Annotated in this window: 16 protein-coding genes; 14 read left to right on the forward strand and 2 right to left on the reverse strand. The window is 44.4% G+C overall.

Annotated elements, in window-relative coordinates:
• Position 1 precedes the first annotated feature (1 nt).
• Both pyk and ABFV83_RS20130 read left to right on the forward strand, forming a co-directional pair.
• Positions 2-1,438: a pyruvate kinase gene (gene pyk / locus ABFV83_RS20125; RefSeq protein ID WP_349946432.1), complete on the forward strand. Its 1,437-nt coding sequence runs from the start codon at positions 2-4 to the stop codon at positions 1,436-1,438.
• Between the two features lie 284 nt (positions 1,439-1,722).
• Entirely contained in the window at positions 1,723-2,994 is a 1,272-nt protein-coding gene (locus tag ABFV83_RS20130) for a diaminopimelate decarboxylase (RefSeq protein WP_349946434.1), read from the forward strand.
• A gap of 301 nt (positions 2,995-3,295) precedes the next feature.
• Here ABFV83_RS20130 and ABFV83_RS20135 read toward each other — a convergent pair whose 3' ends face one another.
• Positions 3,296-4,456 carry a M20 family metallopeptidase gene (locus ABFV83_RS20135; RefSeq protein ID WP_349946436.1) on the reverse strand — a complete coding sequence of 387 codons (1,161 nt, stop codon included), beginning with the start codon at positions 4,454-4,456 and terminating at the stop codon, positions 3,296-3,298.
• 160 nt (positions 4,457-4,616) lie between these two features.
• On the opposite strand from ABFV83_RS20135, the gene ABFV83_RS20140 reads away from it, so the two are divergent.
• The 11 genes from ABFV83_RS20140 to ABFV83_RS20190 all read left to right on the forward strand — a co-directional run bounded on the left by ABFV83_RS20140 (position 4,617) and on the right by ABFV83_RS20190 (position 18,056).
• Positions 4,617-5,507 (forward strand): S8 family peptidase, encoded by an 891-nt coding sequence (locus ABFV83_RS20140; protein ID WP_349946438.1) that lies wholly within the window; start codon positions 4,617-4,619, stop codon positions 5,505-5,507.
• An 845-nt stretch (positions 5,508-6,352) separates the two neighbouring features.
• Positions 6,353-7,447: a recombinase RecA gene (gene recA, locus ABFV83_RS20145; protein ID WP_349946440.1), complete on the forward strand. Its 1,095-nt coding sequence runs from the start codon at positions 6,353-6,355 to the stop codon at positions 7,445-7,447.
• 72 nt (positions 7,448-7,519) lie between these two features.
• Positions 7,520-8,128: a regulatory protein RecX gene (locus ABFV83_RS20150; protein WP_349946443.1), complete on the forward strand. Its 609-nt coding sequence runs from the start codon at positions 7,520-7,522 to the stop codon at positions 8,126-8,128.
• Between the two features lie 125 nt (positions 8,129-8,253).
• Entirely contained in the window at positions 8,254-9,813 is a 1,560-nt protein-coding gene (gene rny, locus ABFV83_RS20155) for a ribonuclease Y (RefSeq protein ID WP_349946445.1), read from the forward strand.
• Positions 9,814-10,084: 271 nt separating this feature from the next.
• Positions 10,085-10,903 carry a histidinol-phosphatase gene (locus ABFV83_RS20160; RefSeq protein ID WP_349946446.1) on the forward strand — a complete coding sequence of 273 codons (819 nt, stop codon included), beginning with the start codon at positions 10,085-10,087 and terminating at the stop codon, positions 10,901-10,903.
• A gap of 84 nt (positions 10,904-10,987) precedes the next feature.
• Complete coding sequence (locus ABFV83_RS20165; protein ID WP_349946448.1) at positions 10,988-12,778, forward strand: sensor histidine kinase; 1,791 nt, start codon at positions 10,988-10,990, stop codon at positions 12,776-12,778.
• Positions 12,756-13,511 carry a response regulator gene (locus ABFV83_RS20170; protein ID WP_349946450.1) on the forward strand — a complete coding sequence of 252 codons (756 nt, stop codon included), beginning with the start codon at positions 12,756-12,758 and terminating at the stop codon, positions 13,509-13,511. The genes ABFV83_RS20165 and ABFV83_RS20170 overlap by 23 nt, the downstream gene beginning before the upstream one ends.
• Positions 13,512-13,622: 111 nt before the next feature.
• Entirely contained in the window at positions 13,623-15,314 is a 1,692-nt protein-coding gene (locus tag ABFV83_RS20175) for an extracellular solute-binding protein (protein WP_349946452.1), read from the forward strand.
• Between the two features lie 105 nt (positions 15,315-15,419).
• Entirely contained in the window at positions 15,420-16,352 is a 933-nt protein-coding gene (locus tag ABFV83_RS20180) for an ABC transporter permease subunit (protein WP_349946454.1), read from the forward strand.
• A gap of 14 nt (positions 16,353-16,366) precedes the next feature.
• The gene (locus ABFV83_RS20185; protein ID WP_349946455.1) at positions 16,367-17,251 is read left to right on the forward strand and encodes a carbohydrate ABC transporter permease; all 885 of its coding nucleotides are present in this window, start codon (positions 16,367-16,369) and stop codon (positions 17,249-17,251) included.
• A 13-nt stretch (positions 17,252-17,264) separates the two neighbouring features.
• The gene (locus ABFV83_RS20190) at positions 17,265-18,056 is read left to right on the forward strand and encodes an MBL fold metallo-hydrolase (RefSeq protein ID WP_349946457.1); all 792 of its coding nucleotides are present in this window, start codon (positions 17,265-17,267) and stop codon (positions 18,054-18,056) included.
• A gap of 144 nt (positions 18,057-18,200) precedes the next feature.
• Here the strand turns inward: ABFV83_RS20190 and ABFV83_RS20195 are convergent, their stop codons facing one another.
• Entirely contained in the window at positions 18,201-20,441 is a 2,241-nt protein-coding gene (locus ABFV83_RS20195) for a glycoside hydrolase family 95-like protein (RefSeq protein WP_349946459.1), read from the reverse strand.
• A gap of 828 nt (positions 20,442-21,269) precedes the next feature.
• On the opposite strand from ABFV83_RS20195, the gene ABFV83_RS20200 reads away from it, so the two are divergent.
• A complete protein-coding gene (locus ABFV83_RS20200; protein WP_349946461.1) occupies positions 21,270-22,706 on the forward strand; it encodes a D-alanyl-D-alanine carboxypeptidase family protein in 1,437 nt (478 codons plus the stop codon).
• Positions 22,707-22,949 lie beyond the last annotated feature (243 nt).

Here is a 22,949-nt window from a genome sequence, read left to right on the forward strand (position 1 = left end):
AATGAAGAGAACCAAAATTATTTGCACCATGGGACCTAATACCAATGACCGCGCAATGATGAAGGCACTTGCCGAGCATGGCATGGATGTGGCCAGATTCAACTTCTCACACGGTGATTATGAAGAGCAGAAGACGCGTCTTGATTCATTAAAGAGCATCCGCGAGGAACTTGATCTTCCGATTGCTGCGCTTCTTGATACAAAAGGACCGGAGATCCGTACCGGACTTTTGAAGGACGGCAAAAAGGTGAATCTGAAAGAGGGAGAAATCTATACCCTGACAACAGAAGAAGTCGTTGGAGATGAAACAATAGGGCATATCAACTATGATGGCCTGAATGAGGATGTAATTTCGGGAAACCGTATCCTCATTGATGATGGTCTGATCGAGCTGGAAGTCCTTGAGGTAAAGGGCAAGGAAATCACATGTAAGATCATTAACGGCGGCGAGCTGGGAGAGAGAAAAGGCGTCAATGTGCCAAATGTTAAGGTAAAGCTTCCTGCGCTTACAGATAAGGATAAAATGGATATAAAGTTTGGTATTGATCAGGGCTTTGACTTTATCGCAGCTTCCTTTGTCCGTACGGCTGATGCTATTTATGAAATCAAGAAAATATTGGATGAGTATGGTTCCAATATGGCTGTTATTGCCAAGATTGAAAATGCGGAAGGCATTGAAAACCTGGATGAAATCATCGAAGCCAGCGACGGAATCATGGTTGCCCGCGGCGACATGGGAGTTGAGATTCCGGCCCAGGAGGTTCCGTTTATTCAGAAGAGTATTATCGAAAAATGCAACGAAGCCTGCAAACCTGTTATTACGGCAACCCAGATGTTGGATTCCATGATCCGCAATCCCCGCCCAACCAGAGCAGAGGTAACGGACGTGGCAAATGCAGTTTATGACGGAACAGATGCAGTAATGCTATCCGGCGAGACCGCTATGGGTAAATATCCGGTTGAAGCTCTTTCCATGATGGCTTCCATCGTAGAGGAGACGGAAAAGCATCTGGATTACAGCGCATACAGAGAGCGCAAGGTTTCTGCTGTTAATGTGCATAATGTATCCAATGCAGTATGTTATTCTTCCGTTTCCACGGCTCATGATCTGGGAGCCAGTGTGATCGTGGCGCCAAGCATCACTGGCTTCACTACAAGGATGTTATCCAAATGGAGACCGGAAAGCCTGATCATCGGTCTGTCTCCAAGTGCTTCCGCCCTTCGTCAGATGCAGCTATACTGGGGCGTAAAGCCATTCCATGCAAAACGTGCGGAGTCCACTGACGTTTTGATTTATTCCTCCATGGAACTGTTAAAGGCAAAAGGCATTGTAAAGGAAAATGATACGGTAGTGGTTACTGCCGGGGTAGTGAATCCAGTGAGAAAGAATGAACCGGCAGCACATACCAACATCATGAGAGTGGTAACTGTAGACTGATTTTCACGAAAGCAATGAGCAGTGCGAAATAGGACTTAGGAAGATTTTCGTTGTGCCTGCACATAAGAAAATCTTCCTATGGCCTATTTCATAGGGCGAATGCCCGTGAGCTAGCAAAGCCTGCGGCTTTGCTAGCTCCCACTGCGGACTACCCCCACCATGAATATTTATACAAAAAAAGTGTAGACAAAGGAGTCTATCCCCGGTACAATGTAGCTTACCAGCAGTTGTGCCGGAGACAGGCTCTTTTTGCATATGGTAAGCTACGAGAGGAGAGAAACGCTATGGACAAGAGACCATTTGTTACCAGGGAGAAGTTAGAGGAAATCGTAAAAGAATATCCAACGCCTTTTCATATATACGATGAAAAAGGAATCAGGGAGAATGCCCGGAAGTTAAAGGAGGCGTTTTCCTGGAATAAAGGATTCCGGGAGTATTTTGCGGTAAAGGCCACGCCCAATCCATTTATCCTGAATATTTTAAAGGATTATGGGTGCGGAGCAGACTGCTCATCCATGACGGAGCTTATGATGTCCGACAGTCTGGGCTTCTCCGGTGACCATATCATGTTTTCGTCCAATGACACGCCTGCAGAGGAATTCCAGTATGCGGATCAGATCGGCGGCATCATCAACCTGGATGACATCACCCACATTGATTTTCTTAAGAAGGCCATCGGCCATATTCCGGAGACCATCAGCTGCCGTTTTAATCCAGGCGGTATATTTAAGATCAGCAATGATATCATGGACAATCCGGGGGATTCCAAATATGGGATGACCACTGAGCAGATGTTTGAGGCCTTCCGGATATTGAAAGACAATGGAGCCAAAAACTTCGGAATTCATGCATTTTTAGCCAGCAACACGGTGACCAATGAATATTATCCCCTTCTTGCAAAAGTGCTTTTTGAACTTGCGGTAAACCTTAAAAAAGAGACGGGAGCCCATATCTCCTTTATCAACCTGTCAGGCGGAATTGGAATTCCTTACCGTCCGGGAGAGGAGCCTAATGACATCAAGGCCATCGGAGAAGGAGTCAGAGAGGTCTATGAGGAAATTCTGGTGCCGGAAGGCATGGGGGATGTAGCAATTTACACGGAACTTGGACGCTTTATGCTGGGACCTTACGGCGCACTGGTAACAAGGGCCATCCATGAGAAGCATACCCACAAAGAATACATCGGCGTGGATGCCTGTGCGGTAAACTTAATGAGGCCGGCCATGTATGGGGCCTACCATCATATCACTGTCATGGGCAAAGAGGGAGATGTGTGCAGCCATAAATACGATGTGGTAGGATCTCTTTGTGAAAACAATGACAAATTTGCCATTGACCGGAACCTTCCTGAGATATCCATCGGTGATCTGCTTTTCATCCACGATACAGGGGCTCACGGCTTTGCCATGGGATATAATTATAACGGGAAATTAAAATCTGCAGAACTGCTCTTAAAAGAAGATGGGTCCGTTCAGATGATCCGAAGGGCAGAGACTCCCAGGGATTATTTTGCTACCTTTGATTTCTGCGATGTTTTGAAAGATATAAAATATTAATAATTTTGTAAGGAAAATGTGAAAACAAGAGAGGCGGCTTCCGGGGATTCAGGAAGTTCCTCTCTTATTTTTGCGCCAGCAGTAAAGCGTGTTTTTCCCAGCTTAACAGAAAAATCCCTGTGCCACATGACACAGGGGAGATTTTTCTTAGGATTTTCGGATTTCAAAAAGGGTGAAAGGATATTTAATACATTGTGCATTTCTTATGTTATTAGTATAGCACACCGACTCTAGAAAAGTTTGTATATTGTTTGAATAGATTATGAAGATTTTCTTAATATCATTTTCCGGCAGAAAATATTTAAAAGAGAATGGAACGTGCCAGCCTGGTGAGCACCTCCTCACATCTGAGGATATCCTCACAGGGAACAAATTCATCCGGCTTATGGGCCAGTTCCAGATCACCGGGACCGTAGGACATGCAGTTAGGATTGTGAAGCTTACCGGCGATGACGGCGGTGTCAGTATAACCTGGGAAAAAGGAAACAGGCACCGGCTCCCCTGTAGTTTCCTCAGCAGCAGTCTTAAGAGCTTTTAATAAAGGAGAGCTTTCGTCCTTTTCAATATAGGGCCTGTCACCTGTAATCTCATAGGAAGCGGTGATTCCGGGGACAGCGGCGACTGCTTTTCTGATGGCCTGTTCCACTATGGAGACGGCAGCAGCCGTGTCCGTAGGAGGGACCAGACGCATGTCGACCCAGACCTTGCAGCGGTCAGGAACCACATAGGGGCGGTATCCTCCCTCAATCTGGCCGAATGTGACGGTAGATACGCCCAAATCCTCATGGGAAGGGCATTCTCCTATCCTGCGGCGTATAGAAGAAATGATCTCAGCCATGGCGGCAATGGCGTCGGCTCCTTTCCAGGGAGTGCTTGCATGAGCGGTCACTCCGGTAACAGTGATTTCAAACCAGGTGCGCCCCTTGTGAGCGACCTGTATCTGCCGGTTGGTAGGCTCTGTATCCAGAACAAAACTTTTTTCCGTTACCCAGCCTTCCTTTATCACATCCTCAACTCCCCGCATAAAGTCTTCTTCATCAACAGTACCGATGAAAACAAAGGAATGCCTGGGAATTTTTCCGGAGGCTGCTTCCTTAGCCATGGCGGAAAAGGCGGAGAGGGCACAGGCCAGTCCGGATTTCATGTCGCAGGCTCCCCTGCCGTAGATCCTTCCGTTTATGACCTCTGCTCCAAAGGGGGCTTTTGTCCAGCCATCTCCAATGGTCACAGTATCCATGTGGCAGATATAAACAAGGGCCGGGTCGTCGATTTCTCCATTAATTTTTGCCATGATATTATAACGGCCCGGAAGGACCTCTTTTTTGATGACGGAAACAGACAGGGAAGAAAGCCAGTCAAAAATATATTTCCCAATATTTTTTTCGTATGCACCGGGATCCGTACTGTCAATGCGGATCAGGTTCTGTGTCAGCAAAGTGGCATCGGATCGATGATTTTCCATGATAATAATCTCCTTATTTGTTATTTTATCTCCATTATAGAAAGGGACTGGCAGAAAGTAAATGGTATTTGGTTAAAATCTTCCATGGTATTTCTGAGGAAAAGAAACCACCAGGGCCAAACCGGAATATCCTAATAAAAAAGGAATCAGGTAATGGACTGTGAATCAAGTAAGAGAAGCAATACACTGTGAAGCTGCCCAGCATATGGGTTTTACAGGACGTGGAATTGGAGTTGCAGTTCTCGATACGGGGATTTATCTTCATGAGGACTTTGAACATAGAATGGCGGCGTTTGTAGATATTGTACACCGCAGAAGGGACACCTATGACGATAACGGTCATGGAACCCATATTTCAGGAATCATCGCAGGGAGCGGCGGCGCTTCTAACGGAATGTATATGGGCGTTGCACCGGAGTGCCATATCATCATGCTTAAGGTATTGGATAAAAAAGGGAACGGTTATGCTTCCGATGTGCTTGCCGGACTTAAATGGATTCGTGACAACAAAGAAAGGTATGGGATCAGGATTGTAAATATTTCCGTTGGTTCCTTTTCGAAAAAAGGAATGACAGAGAATTCTGTTCTTGTGCGGGGGGTAAATGCGGCATGGGATGACGGGCTGGTGGTCTGTGTGGCTGCAGGAAACATGGGACCGGGCATGAACACGATCACAACTCCGGGGATCAGCCGGAAAGTGATCACGGTAGGGTGCTCAGACGATTATAAAGAGGTCAATGTAATGGGAAACCGGATGATTGACTATTCCGGCAGAGGTCCCACCGGTGCCTGTATCTGCAAGCCGGAAATCATCGCACCGGGGGCGGGGATCATTAGCTGTGCCAATGAAGGGGGGCAATACCTTGCCAAAAGCGGGACCTCCATGTCAACGCCTCTGGTCTCCGGGGCGATTGCACTTCTTCTTCAGAAATATCCCTATATGAGCAACCGGGATGTGAAGCTGATGTTAAGGGAGCGGGCAGTGGACCTTGGGCTTCCCATGAATCAGCAGGGCTGGGGTATGCTTGATGTGGAGAGGCTTTTGATGTAACAAGGAAATGTATGAGTATTATCAGGGCTTCTGCGGGAGAATATGCACCCGTGGAAGCCTTGATATTTTCTTGATAAGTCAGCAAAAAGGGGCTTTAGTAAAACAAATCTAAAAGTCGGATAAATCAGGAACTTGGTGCTTATTATACTGCTGGGAACTGAAAGAATAAGGGGTGTTTTCTGTATAAAAAGATTTGATTAGCAGACAGATTCATGATAAAATAACTTTGTGTAACAGGAAAGAAAGATAAGGATGCAAAGTTGTGAGCCCTCTGTTATACAAAGGAGGGTGATGCCTATGAGCATGATGGAAATACTGACATTATTGCTTGTGATATTTACGGCGTTGTCATACATAAACAATAAATACAACAAAAAATAGCATCCTCTACGCCCAAAGTTTAGGATGCTATTTTTTAGAATTCTCTATAGAGGGCATCAGATTTTGTATCTGAGCCTCTTTCTAACTTGATTATACACAGGGCACTTGAAAATTTCAAGTGCCTTTTAATGTTTTTCTCCTTATTCGTCTTAAACTTGATAGAGCACAGGCCCATCAGAAGAAGAATGTTCCATGGCATGATATGTCCCCTTTAAAATAGCTTGCAGCCATCTTTCATATATGCTATAGTAATTTTGAAGTCAGGAGGTGCTCCGCCTTCCTTTCCATTCAGTTTCAGGCGTTTCGCCACCATTTCCCTAAAGATCAGGAATCAATTTCAGCCGCACAGGCCAGGAGTGTGATGCGTATTGAGCTTAGAAGTATAAAATTCTGGTTGACATTTACCCGGAAGTATACTATGATTATAAATAGAAAAAGAACGTTTGTTCGCATCGGAGGATAATATGAATAAAGATGATAAGCTAAAGGCGCTTGATGCCGCCCTTACTCAGATAGAAAAGGCATATGGAAAAGGCTCTGTTATGAAGCTGGGCGACTCAGGTACAAATATGAATGTGGAGACAGTACCTACGGGGGCATTAAGCCTTGATATCGCTCTTGGCCTGGGCGGGATCCCTAAAGGAAGAGTTGTGGAAATCTATGGACCGGAATCCAGTGGTAAGACCACCGTTGCCCTTCATATGATCGCAGAGGTTCAGAAGAGAGGCGGTATCGCAGGATTTATTGACGCGGAGCACGCACTGGATCCTGTTTATGCCAAGAACATAGGAGTGGATATTGATAATCTTTACATTTCCCAGCCGGATAACGGGGAGCAGGCATTGGAGATCACGGAAACCATGGTCCGTTCCGGAGCCGTTGACATTGTGATCGTGGACTCGGTTGCAGCCCTGGTACCAAAGGCAGAGATCGAAGGAGATATGGGTGATTCCCATGTGGGCCTTCAGGCGAGACTGATGTCCCAGGCTCTTAGAAAGCTGACGGCCATCATCAGCAAGTCCAATTGTATTGTTCTCTTCATTAACCAGCTTCGTGAGAAGGTGGGAGTGATGTTTGGAAGTCCTGAGACTACCACAGGAGGACGTGCCCTTAAGTTCTACGCGTCTGTCCGCCTGGATATCCGGAAGATCGAGACATTGAAGCAAGGCGGAGATATGGTAGGAAACCGGGTCCGCGTAAAGGTTGTGAAGAATAAGATCGCGCCGCCCTTTAAGGAGGCAGAGTTTGACATCATGTTCGGCAAAGGTATTTCCAAGGAAGGAGATATCCTGGATCTGGCTGTAAAAGAGAATATCGTGGAAAAGAGCGGAGCATGGTTTGCTTATAATAACGTTAAGATCGGCCAGGGGCGTGAGAATGCCAAGACATATTTTCAGGATAATCCAACCGTTTGCCTGGAGGTCGAGAACAAGGTCCGCACAAAGTATGGGCTTCATGAAGAAGATAGCATAACGCCGGAGGGTGCTGGTTCAGTTGCCCCAAAGGAAAGCAAGAGGATTAAAGCAGAAGAAAGCAAGGATCAGGCTTCTAAGGAATAATTCCAGGAAGGATCTTGCGGCGGGTTCATGAGCGCCGAAAAACAGATAAAACAAGTATAATAAGGGGCATATATGACAGTTACAGAGATAGTGCCCGTTGATAAACGCAGGAGTAAAGTCATTCTGGAGGAAGACTTTACTCTTGTCCTTTATCGAGGGGAAATCAGAAAATTTGGAATTGAGGAAGGAAAGCCGCTTTCAGAGGAAACTTATCAGGTGATCCTTAAAGAGGTTTTGTTTAAAAGGGCCAGAGAGAGGGTCCTTTTCCTTCTGAAATCCTCAGATAAGACGGAACAGGAACTGAGACGGAAATTAAAGGACGGAGGATATCCAAAAGAGGCTGCCGATTACGCCATAGATTTTTTAAAAAAGCATAATTTTATCAATGATCAGAACTATGGACGCAGATACGTGGAGTTCAATTCAGGGCGGAAAAGCGAACGGCAGATCAAGTACGAGCTGCAGAGAAAAGGACTGGACAAAGAGGTGATCCAGGAGATCCTTAGTGAACAGCCGGTCGATGAGGTGGCACAGATACAGAACTATGTGAAAAAGAAGTGCTTAAACCCGGAAGAAATGGACTTTAAACAGCGAAGCAAAATGATGGCGGCATTGGGAAGAAAAGGTTTTTCCTATGATGCCATAAGCCGTGTTTTAGGCAGCATTTATAGTGATGACTGACAACAAGGAAAATGTGTATAAGTATACCGGAAACAGGGGCGAAATACTTGACATAATGTATAAAACAGTTTAAAATTGTAGTGTTGTATTGTTGTACAATGAAAATCAAATAAGGAGGTGCTCCTGTGTCAGTATCAGTATTCACGGCTGCAGTGATTGCAATCGTCGCATCAGTAGTAGTTGCTTTTATTGCCTGGTCTGCTGCCATCGCATATCGTAAGAATGCTTACGAAAGTAAGATTGGCTCTGCAGAAGAAAAATCCCGGGAAATAATAGATGAAGCATTAAAGACCGCTGAGACAAAGAAGCGCGAAGCTCTCCTTGAGGCAAAAGAAGAGTCTTTAAAGACTAAGAATGAACTGGAGAAGGAAACCAGGGAAAGAAGAGCTGAGCTTCAACGTTATGAAAGAAGAGTACTAAACAAGGAAGAAAACCTGGACAAGAAGTCCGAGGCTATGGAAAAACGCGAAGCAGGTCTGGCTGCTCGAGAGGACGCCCTGAATAAGAGAAATACCGAAGTGGAATCTCTCTATGAAAAAGGCATTCAGGAACTGGAAAAAATTTCCGGACTTACCTCCGAACAGGCAAAAGAATATCTTTTAAAATCTGTTGAAGATGACGTAAAACATGACACTGCGAAATTAATTAAGGAACTTGACAACAAAGCAAAAGAAGAAGCTGAGAAAAAGGCAAAAGAATACGTGGTGACAGCCATTCAAAGATGTGCTGCTGACCATGTGGCAGAAACTACGGTTTCTGTTGTGCAGCTTCCCAATGATGAGATGAAAGGAAGAATCATCGGAAGGGAAGGCCGTAATATTCGTACGTTAGAGACCCTTACGGGCGTGGAACTCATTATTGACGATACCCCTGAGGCAGTTGTTTTATCCGGATTTGATCCGGTTCGTAGAGAAGTAGCCAGAATCGCATTGGAACGCCTTATTGTGGATGGACGGATCCATCCTGCAAGAATTGAAGAAATGGTGGAAAAGGCACAAAAAGAGGTAGAAACCAATATGCGTGAAGAAGGAGAAGCCGCTGCCCTTGAAGTGGGCATTCACGGACTTCATCCAGAACTCATCAGATTGCTGGGCAAACTGAAATACAGGACAAGCTACGGACAGAATGCCTTAAAGCATTCCATGGAGGTGGCCCAATTGTCAGGGCTGTTGGCCGGAGAGATCGGCCTTGATATCCGCATGGCCAAGCGTGCCGGTTTACTACATGACATCGGAAAAGCCGTTGACCATGAGATGGAAGGTTCTCATATTCAGCTGGGTGTGGAGTTATGTAAGAAATATAAGGAATCTGCAATCGTGCTGAACACTGTGGAATCTCATCATGGCGATGTTGAACCACAGAGCCTTATCGCTTGCATTGTCCAGGCAGCAGACACTATTTCTGCAGCAAGGCCTGGAGCAAGAAGAGAAACTCTGGAGACATATACAAACAGATTAAAACAGTTAGAAGATATTACCAACTCCTTTAAGGGAGTGGACAAGTCCTTTGCCATTCAGGCAGGACGCGAAGTTCGGATCATGGTGGTTCCGGAGCAGATTAACGATGACGATATGGTGCTTTTAGCCCGTGATATTTCCAAGAAGATTGAAGAATCCATGGAATACCCGGGACAGATCAAAGTCAACGTGATCCGGGAGTCCAGAGTTACAGATTACGCAAAGTAATTATTCAGAGTGAAAAAATAAATGCCCTAAAACCGTAAAAAGCTAGTATTTGTACGGGATTGGGGCATTTTTTAATTTCTTCTCCTATATCAAACCATGTGAAATAATGGTATCAATTGTCGAGCAATCATAAGATCCTGTATTCCGCATTGTGATAGATTTTGTGGGAGATTTCAAGAGAGCGTTTCTGATTTTCCTTCTCTTTTCTTGACAGGGTAGCTTTCCTTAGTTTAAGCTAGAGTTATAAAAAAAATATAAAGTTGGGGAACATATGAAAAAAGTAAATTACCATACACACACAGACTATTGCAGACATGCCGATGGCAGGGCGGAGGAGTATGCCGCCGCTGCATGGGCGGAGGGGCTTTCCGTTCTTGGTTTTTCGGATCATATGCCATTTCCCGGAAATCCCTTCGGCTACCGGATGAAATATGAGGAAATAGAGGATTATTACAGCGACATCCGCCGGATAAAAGCGGCCTATGGAGCCTCACCTTCCAACAGGATCCCTGCCGGAGAGAGGAGGAGGGAAATGGAAGTATTCTGTGGTTTCGAGGGCGAGTATATCCGGGGCAAAGAACCTTACTATGAGTCCCTTCTTGCAGGAGATGACTGTGATTATCTTATATTGGGACAGCACATGTTTATGGACCAAAACGGTCAGCTTCGTAATTCCGGAGAGATGCACGGGACAAAAGATTACATCAATTATTTTGATAGCCTGATCGAAGGGATGAAAACCGGATATTTCCGGTTGATTGCCCATCCGGATTTTGTGTTTATCAACCCCTTTGCCTGGGATATTGAGTGTGAGAGGGCATGTGATAGGTTTTTTGAAGCGGCCGGACTGGGGAATTATATCCTTGAATACAACGCCAACGGCTACCGCCGCGGCATTCATTCCTTTGAGGATGGGCCAAGACTTCAGTATCCACATGAAAAATTTTGGAAAAAAGCTGCTGAGCTAAATTTGCGTGTAGTGGTTGGCTCTGACTGTCATGAACCTTCGCAAATGTATGACAGCTATGTGAAAAAGGCATATGAAGACGCGGCAGCTCTTTCTTTAAATATAATTACGGAGCTTTTTTAAAGAGTAAACGAAGAGTATATCAACAGGTCAGATAAAAGGTCAGGCAAAAGATTTGACGAAAGATACCGGAATAGAGGGAATCCTATGCGTAGAATCATCGGTTTCTGGAAAGGCCAGAACTTAAAGAAGAAATTTCTTCTGATTACAATACCCAGCGCCGTTTTTTCCAGTGTAGTCATTATGGCGGCCGCACTGCTGATTTTTCAGGCATATGAAAAGAGCGTGTACAATATGACGATTCAGAATTTGAATCTGATCATACGCCACATCGAAACAGAACTGCGGGAGGTGGATAAGGTCAGTATGAACATCATCACCGATCCTGCGGTTCAGCGGGCGCTGAAGCCAGATAAGCCCAACGTGCGGAAGCGGGAGGTCTCCTTGGACTACCTCCGTCTGGCCCAAGGCATGTACCAGGTGATGAGGGACCAGATGCAGAGAAACAGTACCATTATATCAGTTTCGATTTTTGTAGATGAGGAATGGTACTATGAGGGGAATACGAGACGTTCTCTGAATGCTTCCTTGCTTACTGATATAAAGGAAGGGATTCCAAAGGACAGCAGCAAGATATTCTGGTATGCAGAAAGCTACCCCACTGACCATTTGTACGGCGTGCGCAGCGTGAAAGATTTATACTATCATACCTTTGATGATGAGGCGATTCTGGTGGTGGAATACGATTTAAAAGGCAGCATCACAAGCCTTCTTAAAAATAATGCCAATGTTCGGTATTCGCCCGGTATGGCTGTCTTAAGCGGGGACAATTATCTGTATTCGGATTTTGAAGCAATTCCGAAAGAACAGCTTTCCCTGGCAGATGGCTCAGGCTATGATGCTGTTTCTATAAACGGGCACAAATACTTTATGGCCTGCCTTGATACTTCGGACTATGGCTGGCGATATGCTTTTTTTATTCTGTATGATAACTTATTTGGTGCGATGCGCCTTCTGAAATGCTTTTTCCTCGTTATGGCCATGGTTATGATTCTGATTTCTGTTCTCTACTGTGAGAAGCTGACGGCCCTCATCATGAATCGTTTTACCTATCTTATGAGACGTATGAGAACCGTAGAAGAAGGAAATTTCCAGACAGAAGCCAAGAATGCAATCCGCCAGGGGGATGAGCTGGAGGTAGTCTGCGAGCGCTTTGAAAAGATGGTGGGGCACGTGGATCAGTTAATTCAGGATAATTACGTCAAACAAATGCTGATCCATGAAAATCAGCTCAAGGTGCTTCAAAATCAGATTAACCCGCATTTTTTGTTTAATACACTTCAGACCATAAGCTGGAAGGCCAGGGAAAGCCGGCAGGAAACTATCTCCTATATTGCGGAAGCACTGGGGAAGCTGCTTCGCTATACCTTGAAGGAGGAAAATGATCCGGCTATTCTGGAAGAAGAGGTGGACGTCCTTATGAATTATGTGACCATCCAGAAAACACGCTATGCAGAGCGGCTGGTGATTGACGTCGATATTCCGGAGTCCGCGAAAAAACAAAAGGTGCCAAAGCTGGTTTTACAAAGTCTCGTGGAAAATGCAATTAAACATGGCTTGGAGGCCATGCTGGAACCGTGTCATATCCATATATGCGTACTGGATGAAGCTTCTGTTCTGCGGATTCTTGTCAGTGATAACGGACCAGGGATAGATCCGAACGTGCTGGAAGAAGAGCCGGTTGCCGGCGCTTGTGCTGATGACGGCCGTCCGGTCGGCTGCGGCATCGGCTTAAAAAATATCAGGCTGCGTTTGAAACTGCTTTTTGGGGAGGAGTCCGAGCTGTTGCTTTATAATACCGGAAATGGAACTTCTGTGGAAGTCTGTATTGTGAAAGAGAGGAGCTGTTTACCTGATGAAACAAATCCTTCTGGTTGATGATGAGAGAGTCGTACTGGAAAGCATCAGTAAAACTGTGAACTGGCATGCCTGCGGTGTAACGCTTGCAGGTGTCTGTAAGAATGCGTTTGAAGCGCTGGGAGCTATAAAACAACAACAACCCGATATTGTGATTACTGATATTAAAATGCCTGTTATGGATGGGCTGGAACTCATTCATAAGGTGCGGGAATTTGACTCTCATGTAGAATTTATTATCCTGTCGGGGTACGGTGAATTTGAACTGGCTAAGAAAGCCATGAAGGAGGGAGTGCGTCACTTCCTCTTAAAACCATGCAGCGAGGAGGAGATCCGGGAGGCGGTAGCAGGAGCTTTAAAAGAACTTTCCATGCGAAACAGCCGGGCCGAAAGTAATAAAACCGAACGGGATGAACTTTTGGAAGATCAATTCCGTGATTTCACGGATATAATACTGGACTATGTGCAGATACATTTTGCAGATGACGAATTAAACTTGAAATGGATCGCAAAGGAACTTGTTTTTTTAAATGAAGACTATGTCAGCAGATGTTTCCTCCGTCGTACCGGTTTAAAATTTACCAGTTATTTAAATCAGACGCGCGTGATGGAGGCCAGACGTCTTTTGGATAATTCCTCCGTCAGCTGCGAGGCGGTCGCCAGTATTGTTGGATATGGAAATAATCCAAAATACTTTGCAAAGGTATTTAAAAAATATACAGGATATACGCCAAAGGAATACAAAAACTCTTAAAATGATAAATAATGACGGTTTTCTACTCCTTTAACACGGTTTTGTTGGTTCCTTTAACAATGCGGGATCGTTATAATGAGGCCATCAACAAAAAGAGGAGGTATTTACTGTATGAAAAGGAACAGAAAAAAACGGCTTTTTACAATCGCGGCTATAGTTGCGGTAACGGGTGCTGCAATATGCGGCTGTGGAAACGGATCAGAAAAGGCACCAATAAATCCACCGGAAAATGAGGGGACAAAGGATTCGGGCTCTGATCAATCCGGAAAGGATGGAATGACTACATTCACCTTTTCCAAAAGCTCATTTCCCAGCGTTACGCTGCCAGATGGCCAGACCCCGGATAACAATGTAGTTCTTGACTATATCCGTGACAATTATCAGGTGGATATGGTGCTGGATTGGCAGGCAGAAGGATCGGAATATAATAATAAGCTGTCATTAAACATTGCGTCGGGAAGTCTTCCGGATATTTTCTACTGCAATGATTACCGTACCTTTCTGCAGCTGGCACAGAACGGACTGCTTGCGGATTTAACGGACATCTATGATGACAATATTTCAGAAACCATAAAAGGAATTGATAAATCCTACAATGGACGTAACTTTGAACCGGTAACCGTCGACGGGCGAATCATGGCGATCCCGGCGGGAAACTTAGATGGGCAGCAGGATGTGCTCTGGCTCAGAAAGGACTGGCTGGACAACCTGGGTCTGAAAGTTCCAAAGACGATCGAGGATCTGGAAAAGGTTCTGACCGCTTTTGTGAATGATGATCCTGACGGTAACGGTAAGAACGATACGGTGGGCCTTATTGTGGATGCAACGAAACCAGTGGCAGGCTATAACCATCCGTTTGGGTTAGAACCTATTTTTTATGCCATGAATGCATATCCAAGCTACTGGATGGAGAACGAACAGGGGGAAGTTTACTATGGTTCAACCGGTGCGGAGGTTAAAGAAGCCCTTGCCCTTTTAAATGACTGGTATAAAAAAGGATTGATTGACAAACAGTTTGCAACCAGGATCGGAAGCGGAGAGACGGAAGCAATGTTCACTTCCGGACAAGCCGGCGCTTATTTTGGAGCCGTGCATTCCAACTATGTTGATGCATTTACCAACAATCAGGATATCGAATTGGTGGCCGTTAATGCGCCTTTAGACGGCAGCGGAAAGTATAATTATGTATTGCCGTCCCCCATGGCGGCTATGCTCTGTATCAGCGCCAAGTGTTCCGACCCCGCCAAAGCGGTTGAAATAATCGGCATTGGAAACGACCTCTACAGAGGTTTTGACGAGAAAGCCAACGAGATTTTTAATGCGGCAGATATTGCGGCCTCCAGTAACGGACGGCGCGCCGTATTCCCCCAGGGATCTGTGACATATGATTATTTTGATATTATCAAAAAGCTTGGGAAAACGGTTCAGGAGCAGATTGATACCGGAAGCTATACCGAATATGAGGGTATGACCCAGTATGATAAGGACCAGGTGGTTTTAGCCTCTCAGTTTGCTGATGGTTCTGACAAAAATGAAGTTTCTTTTAAAGCTTATTATTACCGTTATATAGGAAGCCGCCTGCTGGACGATCATGCCCTGAATCCTTTAGAGGCCGCTTACTATTATACGACAGATTCCAGCGCTTCTTTGCAGACAGAGTTGGATACCCTTGAACAGGAGATGTATTTAAGCATTATTATCGGGGAAAAAGATGTGGATTATTTTGATGAATTTGTGTCAAAATGGAACAGCATCGGCGGTTCGGCCCTTTTAAAAGAGGTGAACCAGGTTCTGGGAAAATAGCAGCAGCGAACGAGGACGTTACTGTCACTTAAATAGACGGAGGGCTTTTGCATCAGGTTGATATGTTCCTCCCGCTTGCGGCAGCCTTCCGGAATGGAGAAAATTGTGGAATCAAATAAATTAAAGGTTAAGAACATTAAATTTACCAAAACCACCAGATACCGCCAGCTTCCCTACCACTTAATGATGCTTCCCGGAATGATCTTCCTGATTATCTTTCATATCGTTCCAATGGGCGGCTTGATTATGGCATTTCAGAATTACATTCCCATTAAAGGGCTTATTCATTCGGATTTTGTGGGACTTAAAAACTTCCAGAGACTTTTTCGACTGCCTACCTTTTGGTCTGTTCTGAGAAATACCATTATTATCTCGGTTGGAAAGCTGGTTTTAGTAACCATAGTGGCTATCACCTTTGCCATTCTTTTAAATGAATGCCGCAATGTGAAATTCAAAAGGCTGGTGCAGACAACCGTATACCTGCCTCATTTTTTATCCTGGGTAATTCTTGCGGTTATGTTCAGTAATATTTTTTCCTACTCAGGCATCATCAATCAGTTAGGGGGACTTTTTGGGAAAGAACCGGTCATGTTTATGATAAGCAATAGCTGGTTCCGGCGGATTTTGATCGGCGGAGAGGTATGGAAGGAGTTCGGCTACAGCGCAATCGTCTATGTGGCGGCCATGACCGGCATTGACCCTACCCTGTATGAAGCAGCCGGCATCGACGGGGCCAACCGCCTGAAAAAGATTCTTTACATCACTTTGCCCAGTATTGTGCCAACCATTGTGCTGATGACTACCCTAAATATGGGAAAGATATTGAGCGGTGGTTTTGATCAGGTATTTAACTTATATTCCCCGCTTGTCTACCGGACGGGTGACATCATCGACACGTATGTTTACCGCATGGGCCTGGTTGACTTGCAGTACAGCAACGGAACTGCGGTGGGTTTATTCAAATCACTAATCAGTTTTATCCTGTTGATCGCTGCCTATAAAATTGCCGATAAGACCGTAGGCTACCGTGTATTTTAGAAAGGGGCGGACTGATGAAAAGGAAAAAAATCAAAATTTCGGATGTTTTAATTTATGCTTTTTTACTGTTTTGCGGGTTGATCTGTCTGATCCCGATTATAAATACGGTTGCAATCTCTTTCAGCGACAGGACAAGCGCAGCCATGGGGGCGGTAAAGCTATGGCCGGTTAATTTCACATTGATGTCCTACAAAAATATGATGAAGGAAACCCAGTTCTGGACCTCTTTCCTGGTTTCTGTAAAGAGAGTCATCATCGGAGTTTTCTTGAATATGGTACTATCTGTCCTGATGGCGTATCCGCTATCGAAATCTCCCATCAAGTTCCGCAGCAAGAAGATCTATATGTGGACCGTGGTATTTACCATGCTGTTCAGCGGCGGGCTGGTTCCTACTTTTATGGTCATCAATCACTTAAGGCTGATGGATACTTTCTGGGCCCTGGTGCTGCCTGGTGCTGTTCCGGTCTTTAATATCATCATTTTGATGAACTTTTTTAAGGCCCTTCCGGAATCCCTGGAGGAATCTGCTTATGTGGACGGGGCAGGTCCCTGGACGGTTCTGCTAAAGATATATCTGCCGCTGTCCAAGGCTTCGTTGGCGACGATCAGCCTCTTCGCTATAGTTAACCATTGGAACGCTTACTTTGACGGGAAGATTTATATAAATTCCTTAAACAGGCTTCCCCTGCAGACATATATTCAATCTCTTGCCGCCTCCATTAATACGAACATGATGGCAAGTATGACTGCTGAAGAGATCCAGGAGCAGCTTGCTGTTTCCAGCCTTACATTCAATTCTGCAAAGGTTATTGTATCCATGATACCGATACTCTTGATCTATCCGTTCCTTCAGCGGTATTTTGTGAGCGGCATGGTAGTTGGAGCCGTAAAAGAATAAGGAGAACAGCGCTGTGAAAAATATTAAATTACACATTTTAGGAAGCTGCTCAGGGACGGAGCCGTTCCCGGGCAGGCACCACACAAGCGTGGCTTTAGAGCTTTCAAACGGCCTTTATTTTCTTGATGCGGGAGAGTGCAGCTCCTATACCGCACATCTGCTAGGTCTGGATCTATTAAAAACAAGGGGGATTTTTATTTCCCACTGTCATATGGACCATGTAGGCGGACTAGGGAATCTTTTGTGGACCATAAGAAAATTATCAGTGATACAACGGCGCGTTCCATTGGCGGATACGATCCATACTTATATCCCTTATCTGGAATCATATGAGGGGATTTTACAGAGTCTGCAGTATACAGAAGATGATTTCCGGTGTGATTACAGCCATGAGGGGCATAAGATTCAGGATGGACTTTTATACTGCAGTCCCTGGGATGATCTTTCCATAGAAGCCATCCACAATCACCATCTGGCCCATAAGGAAGGCCAGCCCTACCGATCCTTTTCGTTTCGGATCAGGACTCAGGGCAGGACAATCTTCTATTCGGGGGATACGGCCCTGAGTGATCTGGCCTACACGGTGCCGGAAAACTGTGATTTACTGATGATGGAAACCGGACACCATCAAGTGCCGGAGGTGTGCCGCTATTTACGGACACTGGATCAGAAAATCGGCCGCCTGGTCTTTTTGCACCATGGCGTAAAGGTGCTGGCAGACCCGGCGGGTGCAGCTTTGGAGGCCGCGCAGTTATGGGGGGAAAATTCAGTTATTGCTGAAGATGGAATGACAATTATCCTTTAGACGGCAAAACGCCTCCACAGATGGTTTTTATCTGACAATAGTAGAAAAAGAATGGGCGGAGGAAAATGGAGAATCAAAATGATTCCCTTAATTTTGCAGCAGGACCCCAGTCACGCATATATGAGTGACTGGGGTCCTGACTGCTTATCTGGAATTCTTTATCAGCAGCATATCTTCCCCTGCTTTCAATTCAAATTGATAGCAGCCGTTTTCCAAGGTTTCATATTTCATTTCTTGTTTTGGCTCTATGACAAACCCTGCTTTGAAATTAGGATTTATGATCAGTGGTTCTCCGGCTATGCTTTTTATATACACAAATTCTGTTTCACCATCTGTGTACCTGGCTGATATTTCAAAACCGCCCTCTGCCAGCAGTCCATAAAATTCTGCATTTCTCCATACATCTGGCATTGCCGGAAAAATTTTTACTTTACCCCCGTGGCACTGCATTAACATATAGTGGATGGATTCGTTTGCTGAAAGGGGCGTTTCAATAACGGGCCCGCCGCCTTCGGTGTAAAGGGTATTTGGGTTTAAGAAGTCTTTCAGGCCGCTTAAACGCTTATATGCGTAATTGCCGTCACCTAATGCTGCTAACATAGCAGCGCTTCCTGTAAAGGAATATCCTTGCAGATATTCCGGCATACTCATCCAGGTTTTAATTGATTTTTCAATAACCTTTCGTTCTGCTTCCTTATCTTCGCTTACTATGTGAAGGGGGAAAAACTGTAATAAGTGGGAATAATGGCGATGGGACACGGTAAGAGGCAAATCCTTTCCGATCGTATAGCCTGTCTCATCCATGGAGTAATCTGTCAGGTTTTCAAGGTGTTCTGTCCAGGTATCCATAAGGGGTTCGTCATCAATGCCCAGTTTTTTTGCTGATTCAATCAAAGTAATAAGCGCCCACCGGAACAAGGCAAGGTCATAATTGGCATCTCTGACAGGATTTGAGGTAGGATCAATGGGTCCGGGATATTCCGGTGAACTGGTCATAGGCAGATGCCATTTGCCATCCTCCTTCTTATAGGTGATCCTTAAGTAACTGTTTGCAGCTTTTTTAAGCATAGGATAAAACCTTTTTAAAATATCCTGATCCATAGTACTTTTATAATACCGATATACACAATGGAGCGCCCAGGTAATATTGCCAAGCTCGAATATAATGACGTGTTCCGGATTTTCTTCCATGATATCCTCATAAGAAGGCATATAAGATTTCATGTCACATCCGGCTGAACGTCCGATAAACCAGCCGTCGTCGATTCCCAATGGCTTTGCATTTTCCGAGAGGGTTTCGTCATAGTGCTCCAAAGTATCTATGAGAGATTCTATCAGCTCTAAATGATTCGCTTTCTGCATGGAGGAATAAATAAGCTGGACATTTAAATTCCACCATGCGGCCGGCCATGCGCTTAGAGTCGGCCATACACCCATATTGTCAATTATATGAAGGTTGCCCGGCCTGGTACAGCAGCCGAGCTTATATAGCTGCATGAGATAAAATCTTTCCCAATACTTTTCTGGTAATTTAACGATGCTTTTCCTGTAAAAATCTTCCCAGTGTTTCTGGTGGCTTCTGTATATTTCATTTAAATCAATTGCCATGACCTGTTTGATTAATTCTTCTGCTTCTTTTTCTGATGTGAATCCATGGCGGCTGAATCCTATTGAAATATACCATATCTTGTGGTTCTTACCTGCTTCTTTTGATGCAAGGGCTATAGAAAACTGCCCCTCTGGAGATAAGGACTCATTAAGGATTTTCTGATTATAAATTTCAATGTTATCTGCCATTTTTTGCTCTGCTGCCGGCGGAAAACACCTTTCCGGGACTTCATGAGCTTTTGCGGCATGGTGTTTTAAGGTCATGCCATGGCTTGGAACATATGACAGATCAAACGCAACTTCACCTTCCCATTCAGCATCAATGATGATGCAGTCTTTTTTTGCATACGCAATACTGGAGTATTTCAGGGTTCCTTTATCTGTTTCAATCACTCGATCAACCTCTGCCTTGCGCAATGAGATGGATAAGCTTTCTTTTTTGATGGGATTTTTTACTTCAAGAACAACATCCCCAAGGGAAAGCCGTTGTTGTAAACAGCCTAACTCCGGGCAGTTGGTTGGCCCGTCTATGTCACCCCGGCCGATGCCCCATTTCATGGAGGTGATGCTGTTTTTATAAATATTTGCACCGATTAAACCGTTGCCGATTAGTCCGCCATTCCCCCAATCTTTTGGGATATGAGCGATTCTGTCATTGATTATTTCCCGTATAGTTCCTTCGTGGTATTTTAGATTATCCCAAACAAAATCATAGCTGTCTAAAAATGCCTTTAAATCCAGTGTGTTTCTAAATTCACGGATCTGCTCTCTTAACATGTTTTTTCCTTCTTTCTTTTTTGCTAAGTGTATATCGCTTATATAGCTGTTACAATTGCTTTATGATTTTGATATTATTCTTTTGCAGCACCTGCCATAACTCCTTGCATAAAATACTTCTGCAGAAACAGATATATTGCAATAATTGGGCTGACAGAAACAACCAGAGCAGCCATTTTCATGGTTTCATTAAGTTGACAAAACCTCTTGATGGAGACAGTACTTCAATAACAATACTGGCAAGGACGATCCATGAAATAAGGCATATATGTAATTGTCTGCGCTGCCTTTTTAAATTTAACATTTTTTATATTGTTAAACAACAATAACAGGATAATTGGTGGAGGAAAATCGAAAATAATTTTATAAAAGCCAATAATAATGGTATTTCTGAATACGGGCCAAAAATAAATACCATGAAACATTTTAATAAAATGTCCCAGCCCATTTTCCTTTGCCCATGGACTATTAAAAATGCCAAGATTAAACTTGAACTCCTTAAATGCCAGAATAATGCCTGACACAGGTGCATATCGGAAAATCAGATAATAGAGGAGTACAGGAGATAGCATTCACGGATTACCCATCTCAGTATAGAAAACAGCATACCAAGGCAATATAGTTTTAAATGTTTTTCTTGAATATAGCAAAGATTTGATGTATTATAATATAAATGCCTTTTTTCAGACCGGTCTGAGGTCGGAAAGATCCTTAAAGTTAAGGAATCTGGGGGCAGGTTATAGATTATGCGAAGTAAAATAATGCCTTAAAACCGTATAATAATCTGAATGCGGCTTTAAGGCATATTTCATGTCAGGAGGATGATACGTGAATCGGAGGATAAAAGTACTGATTAGCTGCATATTGGTTAGTCAGATGTTTCTTATGACTGTATTTGGCGCACCGGACTGGCCGTCTGATACAGGCATCCAGGCGGAAGCCGGAATTGTGATAGACGGGGATTCGGGAGCCGTTATTTTCGGCCAGAATATCCATGCACCCTATCCGCCGGCCAGCATAACGAAAATTTTGACTGCCCTTATTGTTTTGGAGAACGCAAAACTTGACGACATGGTGACTTTTTCAAAGGATTCTATTTACAATGTGGAAGAGGGCAGCGGAAATAAATTAAATGTGGATACAGGAGACAAGCTTTCTGTTGAAGACTGTCTTTATTCTGTGATTCTCCATTCCTGCAACCAGGCAGCCAATGCCCTTGCAGAGCATGTGGCCGGAAGCAGAGAGGAATTTGTCCGCATGATGAATGACAGGATCAAAGAGCTTGGCTGTACGGAAAGCCATTTTGACAATCCTTCAGGCCTTAATGGAGATACCCAGTATGTGACTGCCTATGATATGGCGCTCATAGCAAAGGCGGCTTACAGCAATAAAAAGCTTGTGGAGATCAGCTCTGCGATCAGCTATAATATCCCTCCCACTTCCAATAATCCGGAGGGGCTTACCATTTACAACGAGCACCGTCTGGTAAAGACCAAGGATCCAAAGAATGAGTTTTATTGTCCTTCGGCAGTGGCCGGAAAGACCGGGTATCTGATTAAGGCCGGAAATACCGTTGTTACTTATGGGGAGCAGGATGGAAAAAGGCTTATTTCCGTCATTTTAAAGGGAAGCCCAAAACAATATTTTATTGACGGAAAAACTCTTCTGGAATTTGGTTTCGGCCGTTTTGATAATGTCCCTGTTACAGGAAATGAAACCAGTTATATATCAGGGGAAGATCCTGTTGAAATTAACGGGACATCTTATAAGCCCTCTGATCTGGAATTGGAACCGGACCGTGTCATAACCCTTCCTAAGGGAGCTGAGTTCTCTCAGGCGGATAAAACTTTGGTGACTGAGCTTCCTAAGGGAAGCCCCAAAAAGGCGGTTGCCATGATCCAGTATACCTACAATGACAGAAAAGTGGGCCAGGCCTACTTAATGGAAAAGAAAGGTCCAGAGCCAACGAATCAGGAATCGGAACAGGGAACCACAGATGGAAAATCTGAAGAATCAGAAGCAAATTCAGGAAGCAATAAAAAGTCATCTGGAAAAAAGGGCAGCAGAGTGCTTGCAGCAGCAGGAATTGCGGCCCTTCTTGGACTGGCAGGCGGCGGAACCGGATTTTTTATTTATATGAAACGGAAAGAGGCCAGAGAGATCGCTCTCCGAAGAGAAGAGAGAATGCGGCGTTTAAAAGCGGAAGGATCGGAAGAAGCATTTGAGCGGATTTTAAAGCAGCGCCGGAATAAAAAGAGAAAATAAGAAAATGAAAAGGACCAGCTGGGGAAGCTGGTCCTTTTTCGGAGAAGGTATTTCGTTTCTTATGGGGTGTAGCAAAAACTATATAATGTATTGGGGGGGGTTACATGTAATAATATAACTCATTTTTCTGAAAAAGTGTCAACAAACATTTATTAATTTTAAAATTAAAATTGTGCATATTCTCTCTGATTATCCGGACAGTTGTGGAAAAAACATAGAAATATGGAACGAATACAGGTCTTC

It is taken from the genome of Lacrimispora sp. BS-2 (assembly GCF_040207125.1).
Lineage (GTDB): Bacteria > Bacillota > Clostridia > Lachnospirales > Lachnospiraceae > Lacrimispora.